Here is a 14160-nt window from a genome sequence, read left to right as displayed (position 1 = left end):
AACTGCATCCATAATTGAAATCTCATAAATAATGGAATCTTATGAGAAATATGTATCAAGGTGAGACTAGTCTTTCAGCACGAAAATCCAAAAGGTAAGCGACGCTATCTTTTTGTGTTCAATTCCACACAGAAAATACAACTTTTAGGTTATAGCCCGCAGCCTAATTCCACTATGGCCGAATAAACGTCAGATAATGCGGCGTCCGCCCTTCACGTAGGGCTTTTTGTTCATAGCGAGTTGAATACCAATCGGACCACGGCTGGCTCCAATCCTGTGGGCCTTCGGCTTGCCAGACGAACCCTGCCTTGGGCACTTCGATCAGAGTTTGGCGCACATAGTCAGGAATATCCGTCGCCACGCGGAACTCTGCACCTGGCTTCAACACACGGAACAGCGGCTCCAGATGTTCTGCGGTCACGAACCGACGACGGTGGTGACGCTTTTTCGGCCACGGGTCGGGGTAGTTCAGGAACGCTTTGGAAATCGAATGATCTGGAAGAACGTCGAACAAATCCCGCGCATCGCCCGGATGGACAGCAACGTTCTGGGTTTGCAGCTTGCGTATCTTGCCCAAGAGCATCGCGACGCCGTTCATAAACGGTTCACAGCCGATGATCTCAATCTCGGGGTAGGTTTCGCCCATGTGAACGAGGTGTTCACCCCCACCGAACCCGATTTCGAGCCAAACTGGTTTACCCTTAAACCGCGCGTCCATATCAATGGGGTCACGATTAGGGTTAATGTCCCAGCTCACCGCGCCCGGCGACAAGGCCTCTAGATCTTCGTCCAGATAGTCCTTCTGAGCCTGATTCAGGGTTTTCCCATGAATACGGCCGTAGAAATTGCGCCAAGGGGCTTCGGGGTGTTTGTTCGATGCGGTCATGGGCGGCGCCATAGCAACTCCGTGCTCTGCGCGCAATAAACCAAAAAGAAAGGCGACCCGAAGGCCGCCTTTTTCATTGGATCAAACCGCTTTCTTGAGCGTCTCGACCAGATCGGTCTGTTCCCACGAGAAACCACCGTCCGCCTCGGGCGCACGACCAAAGTGGCCGTAAGCTGCAGTGCGGGCATAGATCGGTTTGTTTAGCCCCAGATGTGTGCGGATGCCGCGTGGGGTCAGGTCCATCGCTTGCGCAACGGCACGTTCAATCGCCGCTTCATCCACGGTGTTGGTGCCGTAGGTGTTTGCGTAGATCGACAGCGGCTTTGCCACGCCGATCGCGTAGGACAGCTGGATGGTGCATTTGTCAGCCAGTCCAGCAGCAACAACGTTCTTTGCCAGATAGCGCGAAGCATATGCTGCCGAACGGTCAACCTTGGTCGGGTCTTTGCCAGAGAACGCACCGCCGCCATGCGGAGCCGCGCCGCCGTAGGTATCCACGATGATCTTACGGCCCGTCAGACCAGCATCCCCATCAGGGCCGCCAATGACGAATTTACCTGTCGGGTTGATCCACCACTCGGTCGCATCGGTCAGCCAACCCTCGGGCAGCACTTCACGGATGTAAGGTTCAACGATTGCGCGTACGTCATTCGACGACAGCGATTCATCAAGGTGCTGCGTCGACAAAACCAACGAGGTCACGCCAACGGGTTTGCCATCACGATACTGGATCGACAGCTGCGATTTCGCATCTGGACCCAGCGCAGGCTCTGTTCCGTTTTTGCGAACTTCCGCCAGACGGCGCAGGATCGCATGTGCGTATTGGATCGGCGCAGGCATAAGCGCTTCGGTTTCGTTTGTGGCATAGCCGAACATGATGCCTTGATCGCCCGCGCCTTCATCTTTGTCCGCGGTCGCATCAACACCTTGAGCGATATGCGCAGATTGTTCGTGAAGAAGGTTGGTGATCTCGACCGTATTCCAGTGGAATTTGTCTTGTTCGTAACCAATGTCTTTGATCGCGCCACGGACGAGGTCCGGCACGGCGTTCATATATTCAGTGAGTTTGGACTGATCCGACAGGCCAACTTCGCCACCGATGACGACACGATTTGTGGTCGCAAAGGTTTCGCAGGCAACGCGGGCCTCGGGCTCTTCAGCCAGAAATGCATCAAGAATGGTGTCCGAGATACGGTCGCAAACCTTATCCGGATGACCTTCGGAAACCGATTCCGAAGTGAAAATATAGTCGTTACGTGACATTGAAGTGCTCCGTTAGGGTGAACCCGCCACGCCAGGAAGCCGTTGTGGGGGCATAATGGAGGACGGCTAATCCTCGGTGCGTTTTAGGTCAACCGGATATTATCCGGCGTCGTATTGCTACGGCTGAGCATGACAAAAGGATCACTATTACCAATGGCCACGATCCAAATCGGGCAAAAATTGTCTCTGCGCGGGCTTGGGGGAGTGTCGCATCCACATATCCGACCGTTTCAAACGGCAGCGATGCGGTGACAGCACCGCGCGCATCGATCATCGCCGTTAGCCCTGTATTCCCAACGCGCACCATAGGAAGTCCCTGTTCGATGGCACGCAGGCGGGCTTGGGCGAAATGTTGGCGCGGACCAGCATCGGGGCCAAACCACGCGTCATTGGTAATAAGGACCAAGGCTCTGGGACGCTCGGCGCTGGCGGACATGCTCGGGAATATCCCTTCGTAACAGATCAGGGGCAAAATACCGCCAACCTCTGGCACAGTGATCAGATCGCCCGATTGCCCTGCCGCATAGGCCGCACCATCCGCCGCCGCTAAACCGTGGATACCGAAACGGGCCAACAGGTCGCCAAAGGGGATGTATTCGCCGAACGGCACCAGATGCCGCTTGTCATAGATCGCATCAACCGCACCGCCCGCACCAACCATGGCAAGGCTGTTGTAATAGAGGCCGCCCTCTTCGCGGTTCACGCCAAAGATCACTGGGGTATCGTTCGACGCATCCGCGATGTCGGTCAGGATGGGGCCAGAATCATTCAGAAGATACGGGATCGCGGTTTCGGGCCAGACCACCAGATCGACGGGCGGCTCTGCCTCGGTGGCTGCGATCATACGGCGGTAAAATGCCTCTGCCTGTTCAGGAATCCATTTTTCGGCCTGAGGAGCGTTGGGCTGTACTAATCGGACCATTGGCCCATCGCTGTATTGTGGTTCGGGCGAGTACGGAACAGCGGGCAGCAACAAGGCCGCACATACAGGAATGATCGCCCAGCGATACCGCATCGCAGCCCCCGCGGCCGCTGCCACGACGATGATCAGAACCGACAGCCCCTCTGCCCCGATATAGGCCATCAAAGGTGCGCTAATGGTGTCTAGGTATCCTTGGCCAAATTGCACCCACGGGAACCCCGTGAACAAATGCGCGCGTGCCAATTCCGCGAGGATCAGGCCCAGCGCCCATGCTGCCACCCCCTGCCCAATGCGAAAGGCAACCCACATGCCCGCCGCCCAAAACGCGGCAAGTCCTGCAGGCAACATCACAGCCGCAAAAGGCGCCATCCATGAATAGAGGTCAGCCTCAACATAGAACGGGTTCACAATCCACGTGAGCGTCAGCCCGAAATACCCGAACCCAACCAGCCACGCGCGTCCCGCCGCCGCCCGCGCGTCTAACCCCTGCAATAGCAGCGCGAACAGAACCAGCGCGGGTAAGATCGCGACGGGGAGCGCGACAGGCTCTTGTCCCAACGACAGAGCCGTCCCTGCGGCCAATGGCAGGCCATAAGCCGACAGGGCACGGTTCAAGGCTTAGTCCTCAGCTTTGGAATGCAGACGCACGCGCAAACGTTTGATCCGCCGCGGGTCTGCATCGACAACTTCGAACTCTGGGCCATCAGGGTGTTTAATGACTTCACCTCGAGCGGGCACGTGACCTGCCAGCATAAAGACCAGACCGCCGAGCGTATCGACCTCTTCTGCGTCAATCTCATCATGAGCCGTCAGATCGAGGCCGATCTCTTCTTCGAATTCATCGAGAAGCGTCTTGGCCTGCGCCATGTAGATGCCATTGCCGGTGCGGGTGAAGGTTTCATCCTCTTCGACGTCATGTTCGTCTTCGATTTCACCCACGACCTGTTCGATCAAATCCTCGATCGTCACAAGCCCATCGGTGCCACCGTATTCGTCGATGACCAAAGCCATATGGATCCGCTCTGCCTGCATCTTTTGCAGAAGAACATGCAGCGGCATCGATGGCGGCACATAGAGCAACGGACGCAACATCTCTTTCACGTCGAACTCTGGCGTGTCCCCGTTGAAACCATGCCGCAGGGCAAAGTCCTTGAGGTTCGCAAAGCCAAGCGGCGTGTCGAGCGTGCCATCATAGACAGGCAGACGGGTCAGGCCGCTTTCACGGAACACCTGTACCAGTTCGTCTTTGCCAATGGTCGCAGAGACCGCAACGATTTCCGCCTTGGGGATGCTCACATCCTCAACGCGCATACGACGCAGGTTCGATAGACCCAATGTGGTGGTCACCGAATGCGTTTTACTACCGTTAAACTCTGCCTCAGGAAGATCATCAGACGGGCTAAGTGCGCCAATAATACGGCTGAAAAAACCACTACGTTGTTCGTCAATTTGGTCCGATTGCGCGCTCTGCGCTGCGATAGAAGGACCCTCGCTGGTGTCGCCCATTGTCTCCAAACCTATGGTCGCGGCGTCAGGGCCCGACCTTCATTCCTCTGAATATGGGTCAGCAATACCCATTTTGCCAAGTATCTCTGTCTCTAATCCCTCCATAAGAGACGCGTCACCCTCTCTTATGTGATCAAAACCCAACAGATGGAGCACGCCATGGACCATCAAATGGGTCGCATGATGCTCGAGCGACTTCCCTGCCTCCTCCGCTTCCCGAGCGCAGGTATCGTAGGAAATCGCGATATCACCCAGTTCGATTGCGCCGAATACGTCCTCTTCGGGCGGTTCGGGCAGTTCGCCTTCAACTTCGGCGGCACGTTCATCGGCAGGCCAAGACAGAACGTTTGTCGCCTTATCCTTTTCACGGAAATCGGCGTTCAATTCTTTGATTTTGTCGTCACCACAGCCGAGGATGGACAGCTCACACTCGTCAGGATCGATATCCAACCGTTCGAGAACAGCAATCGCTGCGCGCTCTGCAATGGCAGGCAGCCCCAGCGTTTCCCAACGGTCGTCGGTGATGTCGATATCAATGTCCACGGGCATGCCCTCCGGTCAGGTTGGGCGGCGCATAACAGGCCGCCCGCCCCTCTGCCAGAGATTACTTGCGCGAGGCATCCGCATCATAGGCTTCAATGATCGCAGCCACGAGCGGGTGACGCACCACGTCCTTGGCTGTGAAGTAGTTGAAGCTGATCTTTGGAATGCCCTTCAGCAGCCGTTCCGCATCGGCAAGACCCGAATCCACACCACGCGGGAGGTCGACCTGAGAACGGTCACCTGTGATCACCATGCGTGAACCTTCACCAAGACGGGTCAGGAACATTTTCATCTGCATCGTGGTCGCGTTCTGCGCTTCGTCCAACACAACAAAGGCATTGGACAGTGTGCGGCCCCGCATAAAGGCAAGCGGCGCGATCTCGATCTTCTTCTCTTCGATCAGTTTGGCCGTCTGTTTCCCCGGAAGGAAATCATCCAGCGCATCGTAGAGAGGCTGCATATATGGATCGACCTTGTCCTTCATATCACCAGGGAGGAAGCCGAGCTTTTCACCCGCTTCGACCGCAGGACGAGACAGGATAATCTTATCCACGTGGCCCTGAATGAACATGGACACGCCGACAGCAACCGCGAGATAGGTTTTACCCGTGCCCGCTGGGCCGATGCCAAACGCAAGTTCGTTTTTGAAAAGGTTCTGGACATAGGCCTTTTGCGCGTCGGTGCGCGGCTCAATCACCTTTTTACGGGTCTTGATCTCAACGGGTCCGCCCTTGAACATCTCCATCTGATCGCCCGCCTGCGGTGCGGTCTCTTTTTCAGAGTTGCCCATGCGAAGTTCGCGATCAATGTCGCCCGCTTCGATGCCGCGACCCGTTTCCAGACGAGAGTAAAGAGATTGAAGAACCTCTGCGCCTTGTTTCTGCGAGGCTTCCTCACCAATTAGGATCAGGTGATTACCACGTCGCGCAATCTGTATTCCCAGTCGTTCCTCAATCTTGGCCAGATTTCTGTCGTGCTCTCCACACAGGTCGATGAGCAGAAAGTTATCCGGAAATTCGATGACGAATTCGCTAGCGGGGGTCAAGATATCGACTGGCAATCACGACTCCTTACAACAGGTTGTGTACCTTCATGGTGGCAAGAACTTGGACCTGTGGCAAGCGTCTCATGCGTATGTGACAGCCGAAAGACGAAAAAGGCCGCGGATCTCACCGCGGCCTGTTCATTCTGCACAATCTCTAAACAGTTAGAGAGGGTCTGCAATCGGCGATCCATCTTTGAACGGTCCAACCGCGTAGTTCGGCGGGGCAACACCCGAACAGACAGGAAGACCATCAGGGGTCAGACGCGGCGACAGGTACCCTTCGACACCGTCATCGATGATCCAGTGATCACAACCATGCGGGTCAACCCAGATGCCAGCAACCATGTCCGACAGGTGGTGTTTGTTCACGCCGTAGTCGATGCTTTTGTCAGCGCCGATGCCACCACGACCCATAAAGCCAGAGCCTTCAAACCCTTCGGCACCGATACAAGCCGAAAGCGAAGCTGCAGCAGCGAGAGCGAACGTTAGTTTAACGAGTTTCATGTCCATCTCTCCTTAGCGCAGGCAATAAATTTCGACGCGGCGGTTTTGCTGCATACCAGCTGCGGTCGAGTTGTCCGCACGCGGGCTGCGCTCACCAAAGCCACGCACATCAACGATGCGAGCACCTGTTTCAGCACCAACGCGAGCAACAGCATTCGCGCGGTTGTTCGACAAGCGCATGTTGTATTCGTCAGACGCGCGGCTGTCGGTATGACCGTAGATCAAGAAGCCAAATACGCCGTTCTGCATCGACTGGCTAAAGAACTGCTGCAACGACGAACGACCCGCGCTGCTGATCGCATAACGATCTGTTGCGAAAAGTTGGTCTGTCGGAACGACACCACAGATTTCGCTACGGTGACACACAGCAGAGCCATCGGGACGGCGATTGGCATCCATGTAACCTTCGGCGCCATCATCCATGACCCAGTGCTCGCAACCATCTGGGTCGATCCAGATCGTCGGAATGTATTGTTCACCTTCAATTACACGGGTCGGAAGCTCAATCACTTGAGCGGTTTCCGCAAAAGAAGTGGTCGCGACTGCCGCGAGCCCTAGTACAGCAATCGAAGCGCCCCCGAACGCCTTGACCGCAATCGATCCCAATTTCATTTTCACAGTTTATGCCCTTTTCGTCCATGCTCTGAGGTCGAGCAGACAACCTCATACGCTACGCTATCGTATATAACGACTACCTTAACTGATGTTTTAGCGAAAAAAAGCAAATTTAGTAGAACGTTGTGGTTATAACCACAACAATCGGTGCAATTCATGTATTTTAGATCGAAATCGGCAACAAACCCGATTCAGACAAGGACGCCGCCCAAGGAATTTCGGCTGCTTTCGACGATCCGAACGGTCCGAACCTGCCCTTTTACGTCAGCAGGTGCTTCGACATAGACCGCGTGGAGGTAGTCGGATTTCCCGATCATCTGCCCCGGCATGCGACCCGCCTTCTCAAACAGAACTTTGACCTCACGCCCGACCATTCCGTCTTGGGCTGCGCGTTGCTGCTGGGTCAAAAGCGCCTGAAGCTCCTGCAAACGGTCGTCCATCAGGTCATCGGGCAACTGCGGCTTCTCAGCCGCGGGTGTTCCCGGACGGGTCGAGTATTTGAACGAATAGGCCTGCCCGTAGTTCACCTGACGGATCAGATCGAGCGTGTCCTCAAAATCCTGATCCGTTTCACCGGGGAAGCCGACGATGAAGTCGCCAGACAGCAGCAAATCAGGACGTGCGCCACGGATACGGTCGATCAGGCGGAAATAATCATCCCGCGTGTGTTTGCGGTTCATCGCCTTGAGGATCTTATCACTGCCCGACTGCACGGGGAGGTGCAGATAGGGCATCAGCTTTTCACAGGTCGCGTGGGCGTTAATCAATTCGTCATCCATGTCGTTCGGATGCGAGGTGGTGAAGCGGATGCGCTCTAGCCCATCAATGTCAGCGAGTTCCCAGATCAAACCAGCCAGACCTTTGTCATGACCGTGATAGGCATTCACGTTCTGGCCGAGCAGCGTAATTTCACGAACACCCGCAGCAACCAGATCAACCGCCTCGCGAAGGATGCGTTCTTTGGGACGCGAAACCTCGGCCCCGCGCGTATAGGGCACCACGCAGAAAGCGCAGAATTTATCGCAACCCTCTTGGACGGTCAGGAACGCGGTCGGTCCACGGGTGGCGCGGGGGCGTTTGTTCAGGGTGTCGAATTTGTCTTCTTCGGGGAAATCCGTATCGACCGCACGTTCGCCGCGCTGCACGGCTTTCTCCATCTGCGGGAGGCGGTGATAAGACTGCGGCCCAACGATCAAGTCCACAACAGGTGCGCGGGCCATGATCTCTTTGCCTTCGGCCTGCGCGACACAGCCAGCAACGCCGATTTTCAGATCAGGGTTCACGTCCTTGAGTTCTTTCAGACGGCCCAGTTCGGAATAGACCTTTTCCGCCGCCTTTTCGCGGATGTGGCAGGTGTTGAGCAGGATCATGTCCGCCTTATCCGCCGAGTCCACCTGCGTGTAGCCGTTTCCGCCCAGTGCCTCGACCATGCGTTCACTGTCGTAGACGTTCATCTGACAGCCATAGGTTTTGATAAACAGCTTCTTCGGCTCGGTCATGGGCGGCATCCCGTTTTACAGCGGTGGGGAAAGTCGGCGTTACCTAACGCCTCGCCCTCTGTCTTGCAATGCCGACGGATTTGACAGACCTTACAGACGAACAATTTAAGACAGGCCCATGCGGTATTCTTCACTCAAAGATTTTCTATCCGACGCCCCTTCCGCGCTTGCCAAGGGTCCGATTGCCCTGATCATGGTCGAGGACGAGGTCGAAGTGGACAGCACCGTACGGCACCATCTCGACCTTGGTTTCAAAAAGGTCGTCCTCTTTGCCGACCCCGATATCGAAGTGTCGCCGAAGGTCGAGACCAAGACCATTCGCGTCGATCTCGATATGCGGGGCGAACATGCGCTGACGACGGCTGTGAACGCTTGCATTGAGACCGCGCCGAATGTCTGGATGTACTACTGCTACAACGCAGAATACCTGTTCTACCCGTTTTGCGAGACGCGCACGATCGGCGAAATGCTCTCTTTCCACACCGAAGAGCGCCGCGATGCGATGCTGACCTACGTCGTTGATCTTTATGCGGGCGACTTGGGAAAATACCCGTCGGCAGTCTCGGTCGACGAAGCCATGCTGGACAAAACGGGCTACTATGCGCTGGCCCGCAACGACCCCGCGAACCACAACCACCCCAAGGAACGACAGTTGGATTTCTACGGCGGTCTGCGTTGGCGGTATGAAGAGTTCATCCCCGCTGCCAAGCGTCGGATCGACAGGATCGCCATTTTCCGCGCCCAAAAAGGGCTGCGTCTCAATGACGATCACACGTTTAACGTCGCAGAATACAACACCTACGCTTGTCCGTGGCACCATAACCTCACGGCTGCAATCTGTTCGTTCCGCACTGCAAAGGCGCTGAAACGTAACCCGGGATCGACCTTTGCGATCAACACCTTTGAATGGCGCAATTCGGTGCCGTTTGACTGGCACTCACGACAGTTGCTGGATTTCGGGCTAATCGAGCCGGGTCAGTGGTTCTGATTCTTTAGGACCGACGCAGGCGGATCACGACATCCACCGCAGAGATGCGCGCGCCATCAGGGGCGTCTGGCAGTCCTTCGATACGCAGTTGGTCCGCAGGCGCATCGGTGAGACGACCGTCGTCTTCCCAATAGAAATGCGGGTGGTCGGACATATTGGTGTCGAAATAGCTGCGCGACCCATCAACGGTGATCTCACGGACCAAGCCTGCCTCGCTGAACGCACGCAGGGTGTTATAAACCGTCGCGAGCGAAACATCGGCGTCTGCTTTGGTCGCGGCCTCATAGAGCCACTCTGCGGTTACATGCCGATCCATACCGTCACCCACCAAAACAGCCGCCAGCGCCACACGTTGCCGTGTCGGACGCAGCCCCGCCTGAGCGAGCCATTCTGTTCCGCGATTGATCCGGTCATCCAGCATGAAGGTCATCCTTATGTTGAAGGGTACAATACAGCGCGGCAGCGACTTTTTTCAATCGCAAAGTCAAATTGGCCCGCGACGCCGCTACACTTGCTCTTGTTAACCTCTGGGTGATAGACGAACGTTAATAACGCATCACTATCCCAACAAGGGGGACACATACGCATGGCCCAATACCCGAGCAGCTTTGACCGCGACGATCTGTTAAAATGTGCCCGTGGCGAACTTTTCGGCCCCGGTAACGCGCAGCTGCCGGAACCGCCGATGCTTATGATGGACCGCATCACCGAGATTTCCGAGGACGGTGGTCTGCATGGCAAAGGCCATGTTGTTGCTGAATTCGACATCAAACCAGACCTCTGGTTCTTCGACTGCCACTTCCCCGGCAACCCGATCATGCCGGGCTGCCTTGGCCTTGATGGTCTGTGGCAGCTGACAGGCTTCAACCTCGGTTGGCGTGGTTGGGAAGGTCGTGGTTACGCGCTCGGCGTTGGCGAAGTGAAGCTGACTGGTATGGTGCGTCCAGAACGCAAAATGCTGACTTACAAGGTCGATTTCACCAAAGCGGTGCAAACCCGTCGTCTGACCATGGGTGTGGCCGACGGTATCGTCGAAGCTGACGGTGAAGTGATCTACGTCGTTAAAGACATGAAAGTGGCTCTGTCCGCGTCCTAAGACCGACAGAACATCAAAGACTACAAGGGAGGGTGCCTATGCGCCGTGTTGTCGTAACTGGTCTCGGGATCGTTTCACCGATCGGGAACAATGCTGCCGAGGTAGAGGCCTCTCTTCGTGCGGGTAAATCGGGCATCGAAGCCAGCCCCGAAATGGCAGAACGCGGCTTCCGCAGCCAGATCGCAGGCACCGTGAAAATCGACGTAACAGAACACGTTGATAAGCGTGCTCTGCGTTTCATGGGTCCGGGCGCGGCTTATGCTTACATCTCGATGAAGCAAGCGATCGAGGATTCTGGCCTGTCCGAGGATCAAGTATCCAACACCCGCACAGGTCTGATCGCAGGCTCTGGTGGCCCGTCCACCAGCGCGATGTACGCCGCGCACCAGATCGTCGATAACAACGGTTCGCCCAAACGGATCGGGCCCTTCGCTGTGCCGAAGTGCATGTCCTCGACCATCTCTGCGAACCTCTCGACCCAGTTCAAGATCAAGGGCATCAACTACTCGATCACCTCGGCTTGTTCGACCTCTCTGCACTGCATCGGCAGCGCAGCAGAACAGATCATGATGGGCAAACAGGACGTTATGTTCGCAGGTGGCGCAGAAGAACTCGACTGGACCCTGTCCTGCTTGTTCGACGCGATGGGTGCGATGTCGTCGAAATACAACGACACGCCGACCAAAGCGTCCCGCGCATTCGACGCTGGCCGTGACGGTTTCGTCATTGCAGGCGGCGGCGGTATAGTTGTCCTCGAAGAGCTCGAGCACGCAAAAGCACGCGGCGCGAAAATCTACGCTGAGGTCACAGGCTTTGCCGCGACCTCGGATGGTCACGACATGGTTGCCCCGTCGGGTGAAGGTGGCGAACGCGCAATGCGCCTCGCTCTCGAAACCCTGCCCGAAGGCCGCAAAATTAGCTACATCAACGCACACGGCACATCGACACCCGTCGGTGACGTGGGCGAGGTTCAGGCTGTGCGCCGCGTCTTTGGCGAAGGGACCACACCGCCGATCTCGTCGACCAAATCCATGACGGGTCACAGCCAAGGCGCAACTGGCGCATCCGAGGCCATTTACTGCCTCCTGATGCTTCAGGGCGACTTCATCGCACCTTCGATCAACGTCGAAACACTCGACCCAGAGTTGAATCCCACAGAAATATCGACTTCTCTGGTTGAAAATGCTGGGCTAGACACCATCATGACCAACAGCTTTGGGTTTGGTGGCACGAACGGGTCGATGCTGCTCTCCAAGTTTCGAGACTAAGGACTTTTTCACATGACTATTTCGATGCAGGGCAAACGTGGCTTGATCATGGGCGTTGCCAACGAACGCTCCATCGCTTGGGGTATCGCTAAGGCAATGGCGGACGCAGGCGCAGAACTCGCGTTCTCTTATCAAGGCGAAGCCTTTGGCAAACGCGTTGAACCACTGGCCGCGTCGGTAGGTTCTGACACCCTCATCGACGTAGATGTGACCAACGACGAAAGCATGGACCTCGCCTTTCAGACACTGAAAGACAAATGGGGCACCATAGATTTCGTGGTCCACGCGATTGCCTATTCGGACAAGAACGAACTCACAGGTCGTTTCATCAACACCAGCCGCGATAACTTCTGCAATTCGATGGTTATCAGCTGCTATTCGTTCATCGAAGTGTCCAAGCGCGCATCGGAACTGATGCCGAACGGCGGCACGCTGCTGACGCTGACCTATGGCGGTTCCAACCGCGTGACGCCGAACTACAACGTCATGGGCGTTGCAAAGGCTGCGCTGGAATCTTCGGTCCGCTATCTGGCAAACGACCTCGGCCCGCAGGGTATCCGCGTGAACGCGGTCTCCCCCGGCCCGATGAAAACACTGGCCGGCGCAGCCATCGGTGGCGCACGCGCAACGTTCCGCCACACGGAACAAAACGCACCGCTGCGGTCGAACGCAACGCTCGAGGCTGTTGGCGGCACCGCGGTTTACCTCGCATCCGATGCTGGCGCTTACACAACGGGCGAAATTATCCGCGTTGACGGCGGCTTCCACGTTCTTGGGATGCCACAGCAAGACCACCTCTGATCCATGGGATTACTGGCCCTTGCCCTCGGGTTTTGCACTGCCTTTTGGCTGGCAACACGCGGGGGCTGGGCTGGACTTTCCATTGAGTGGCCCGACCGCAAGTTCTGGGCCTTTGGCGCACTCGCCGCCGCAGCGATCTTTTTCTTTTTCGGCCCGTTCTTTGGCCCCTGCCTGATCGCAACCTTCTATTTCCAAGAACTCGGCCACGTCGTCACGCTTCGCTCTTTCGGCGTGGACGCAAAAATCCGCGCCATCCCCGTCTTTGCGAACCCGCCCAAGTGGGATTTGCACAAACTGGACCAAGGCAAAGAAGCCTATGTCGCGCTGATGGGACCTGCCTTTACCGTGCCTGCGGTATTTTTGTGCCTCGCGATTGCAGCGATGTTGCTGAACAGCTCACCGCTGCTGGGGAATTACCTCGCGGGGTTTGCAGCCGTCTCGGCCACTTACGGCGCCTTCACGCTGTTGCCGTTCTGGCCGCTGGCAGGAGGACGGATCATCCGCGCCGTGTCAGAGACATTCTGGCCAATTCTGCCGTTTGTATTGGGGGGTGCTGCCCTCGCTGTGATCCTAACATTGGCCGCTGGCTTTATGTCATTCACGCTTGGCGCTATCGCGTTTATCGGCATTCGTGGCCTCATGGCCCTTGAACACCCGACGCCGCATCAATCCCCGATGCCCAAAGATGCCGCATGGCTATTGATCGGGGCCTATCTTGTGGTCACGGCCAGCCTGTATCGGTTCGGCTGGCCGCTCATTGTTCTCGCCTTGGGCCTTTAGGCCGCTTTGATCTCGACCAGTTCGATCGCAAAGATCAGGTCTTTGCCAGCGAGCATGTGGTTCGCATCCAGAACAACCTGCTCTTCGTTCGCGTCCACAACAGTCACAGGGACAACCTGACCCGTCGGCGCTTGCATCTGAAGCTGGGTGCCGATCTCGGTCGGGATGTGATCAGGAATTTCGGAACGCGGGATCGCTTGGATCGCGTCAGGGCTGGCTTCGCCGTAGGCTTCGGCACAGGGGACTTCGACGGTTTTCTTATCGCCAACGGTCATGCCAGGCAGAGCCTTATCCAGACCAGGAATGATCTGACCAGAGCCAACGATGAATTCCAACGGCTCACGACCTTCGCTGCTGTCAAAGGTTTCGCCAGTGGTCAGGGTGCCAGTGTAATGAATACGAACGGTGTCACCCGATTTTACTTGGGTCATAAAAATCTCCGGT

At 56.4% G+C, this 14160-nt stretch carries 16 protein-coding genes and 1 riboswitch; of the genes, 5 read left to right on the top strand and 11 right to left on the bottom strand.

The window, feature by feature from the left end; genetic code table 11:
- Positions 1-172: 172 nt before the first annotated feature.
- The 9 genes from trmB to miaB all read right to left on the bottom strand — a co-directional run bounded on the left by trmB (position 173) and on the right by miaB (position 8783).
- Positions 173-886 (bottom strand): tRNA (guanine(46)-N(7))-methyltransferase TrmB, encoded by a 714-nt coding sequence (gene trmB, locus AC1QQ2_RS09100; RefSeq protein WP_479712894.1) that lies wholly within the window; start codon positions 884-886, stop codon positions 173-175.
- An 81-nt stretch (positions 887-967) separates the two neighbouring features.
- On the bottom strand, positions 968-2149 hold the full coding sequence (gene metK, locus AC1QQ2_RS09095) for a methionine adenosyltransferase (protein ID WP_249946901.1): 1182 nt from the start codon (positions 2147-2149) through the stop codon (positions 968-970).
- A 5-nt stretch (positions 2150-2154) separates the two neighbouring features.
- Positions 2155-2203: riboswitch (SAM-SAH riboswitch) on the bottom strand.
- 34 nt (positions 2204-2237) lie between these two features.
- Positions 2238-3686, bottom strand: a complete 1449-nt coding sequence (gene lnt, locus AC1QQ2_RS09090; protein ID WP_479712893.1) for an apolipoprotein N-acyltransferase — start codon at positions 3684-3686, stop codon at positions 2238-2240.
- Positions 3687-3689: 3 nt separating this feature from the next.
- A complete protein-coding gene (locus AC1QQ2_RS09085) occupies positions 3690-4577 on the bottom strand; it encodes a transporter associated domain-containing protein (protein WP_105234185.1) in 888 nt (295 codons plus the stop codon).
- A 39-nt stretch (positions 4578-4616) separates the two neighbouring features.
- A complete protein-coding gene (gene ybeY / locus AC1QQ2_RS09080; RefSeq protein WP_479712892.1) occupies positions 4617-5126 on the bottom strand; it encodes an rRNA maturation RNase YbeY in 510 nt (169 codons plus the stop codon).
- Between the two features lie 55 nt (positions 5127-5181).
- Positions 5182-6180, bottom strand: coding sequence for a PhoH family protein (locus AC1QQ2_RS09075; RefSeq protein WP_067550808.1), 999 nt, complete (start codon positions 6178-6180; stop codon positions 5182-5184).
- 147 nt (positions 6181-6327) lie between these two features.
- Positions 6328-6669, bottom strand: a complete 342-nt coding sequence (locus AC1QQ2_RS09070; RefSeq protein ID WP_105236267.1) for a hypothetical protein — start codon at positions 6667-6669, stop codon at positions 6328-6330.
- Positions 6670-6681: 12 nt separating this feature from the next.
- Positions 6682-7281 (bottom strand): OmpA family protein, encoded by a 600-nt coding sequence (locus AC1QQ2_RS09065; protein ID WP_479712918.1) that lies wholly within the window; start codon positions 7279-7281, stop codon positions 6682-6684.
- A 194-nt stretch (positions 7282-7475) separates the two neighbouring features.
- Complete coding sequence (gene miaB / locus AC1QQ2_RS09060; RefSeq protein ID WP_479712891.1) at positions 7476-8783, bottom strand: tRNA (N6-isopentenyl adenosine(37)-C2)-methylthiotransferase MiaB; 1308 nt, start codon at positions 8781-8783, stop codon at positions 7476-7478.
- Positions 8784-8901: 118 nt separating this feature from the next.
- Between miaB and AC1QQ2_RS09055 the strand changes: the two genes are divergently transcribed.
- A complete protein-coding gene (locus AC1QQ2_RS09055) occupies positions 8902-9771 on the top strand; it encodes a glycosyltransferase family 2 protein (RefSeq protein ID WP_479712890.1) in 870 nt (289 codons plus the stop codon).
- 4 nt (positions 9772-9775) lie between these two features.
- On the opposite strand, the gene irrA is transcribed toward AC1QQ2_RS09055, so the two are convergent.
- Positions 9776-10192, bottom strand: a complete 417-nt coding sequence (irrA, locus tag AC1QQ2_RS09050) for an iron response transcriptional regulator IrrA (protein ID WP_067550811.1) — start codon at positions 10190-10192, stop codon at positions 9776-9778.
- Positions 10193-10357: 165 nt separating this feature from the next.
- Between irrA and fabA the strand changes: the two genes are divergently transcribed.
- Genes fabA through AC1QQ2_RS09030 form a run of 4 tightly spaced genes read left to right on the top strand, consistent with a single transcriptional unit; the run spans position 10358 to position 13716 of the window.
- Positions 10358-10867 carry a bifunctional 3-hydroxydecanoyl-ACP dehydratase/trans-2-decenoyl-ACP isomerase gene (gene fabA / locus AC1QQ2_RS09045; RefSeq protein WP_105234180.1) on the top strand — a complete coding sequence of 170 codons (510 nt, stop codon included), beginning with the start codon at positions 10358-10360 and terminating at the stop codon, positions 10865-10867.
- A gap of 38 nt (positions 10868-10905) precedes the next feature.
- Complete coding sequence (gene fabB, locus AC1QQ2_RS09040; protein ID WP_479712889.1) at positions 10906-12135, top strand: beta-ketoacyl-ACP synthase I; 1230 nt, start codon at positions 10906-10908, stop codon at positions 12133-12135.
- Between the two features lie 12 nt (positions 12136-12147).
- A complete protein-coding gene (locus AC1QQ2_RS09035; protein ID WP_067550814.1) occupies positions 12148-12936 on the top strand; it encodes an enoyl-ACP reductase FabI in 789 nt (262 codons plus the stop codon).
- Positions 12937-12939: 3 nt separating this feature from the next.
- Positions 12940-13716, top strand: coding sequence for a hypothetical protein (locus AC1QQ2_RS09030; protein ID WP_479712888.1), 777 nt, complete (start codon positions 12940-12942; stop codon positions 13714-13716).
- On the opposite strand, the gene AC1QQ2_RS09025 is transcribed toward AC1QQ2_RS09030, so the two are convergent.
- Positions 13713-14147 carry an FKBP-type peptidyl-prolyl cis-trans isomerase gene (locus AC1QQ2_RS09025; protein WP_479712887.1) on the bottom strand — a complete coding sequence of 145 codons (435 nt, stop codon included), beginning with the start codon at positions 14145-14147 and terminating at the stop codon, positions 13713-13715. The genes AC1QQ2_RS09030 and AC1QQ2_RS09025 overlap by 4 nt on opposite strands.
- Positions 14148-14160: the final 13 nt, after the last annotated feature.

Source organism: Aestuarium sp. (assembly GCF_023253315.1).
Classification (GTDB): Bacteria; Pseudomonadota; Alphaproteobacteria; order Rhodobacterales; family Rhodobacteraceae; genus Marivivens; species Marivivens donghaensis.
This window is presented reverse-complemented; position numbering and strand designations above follow the sequence as displayed.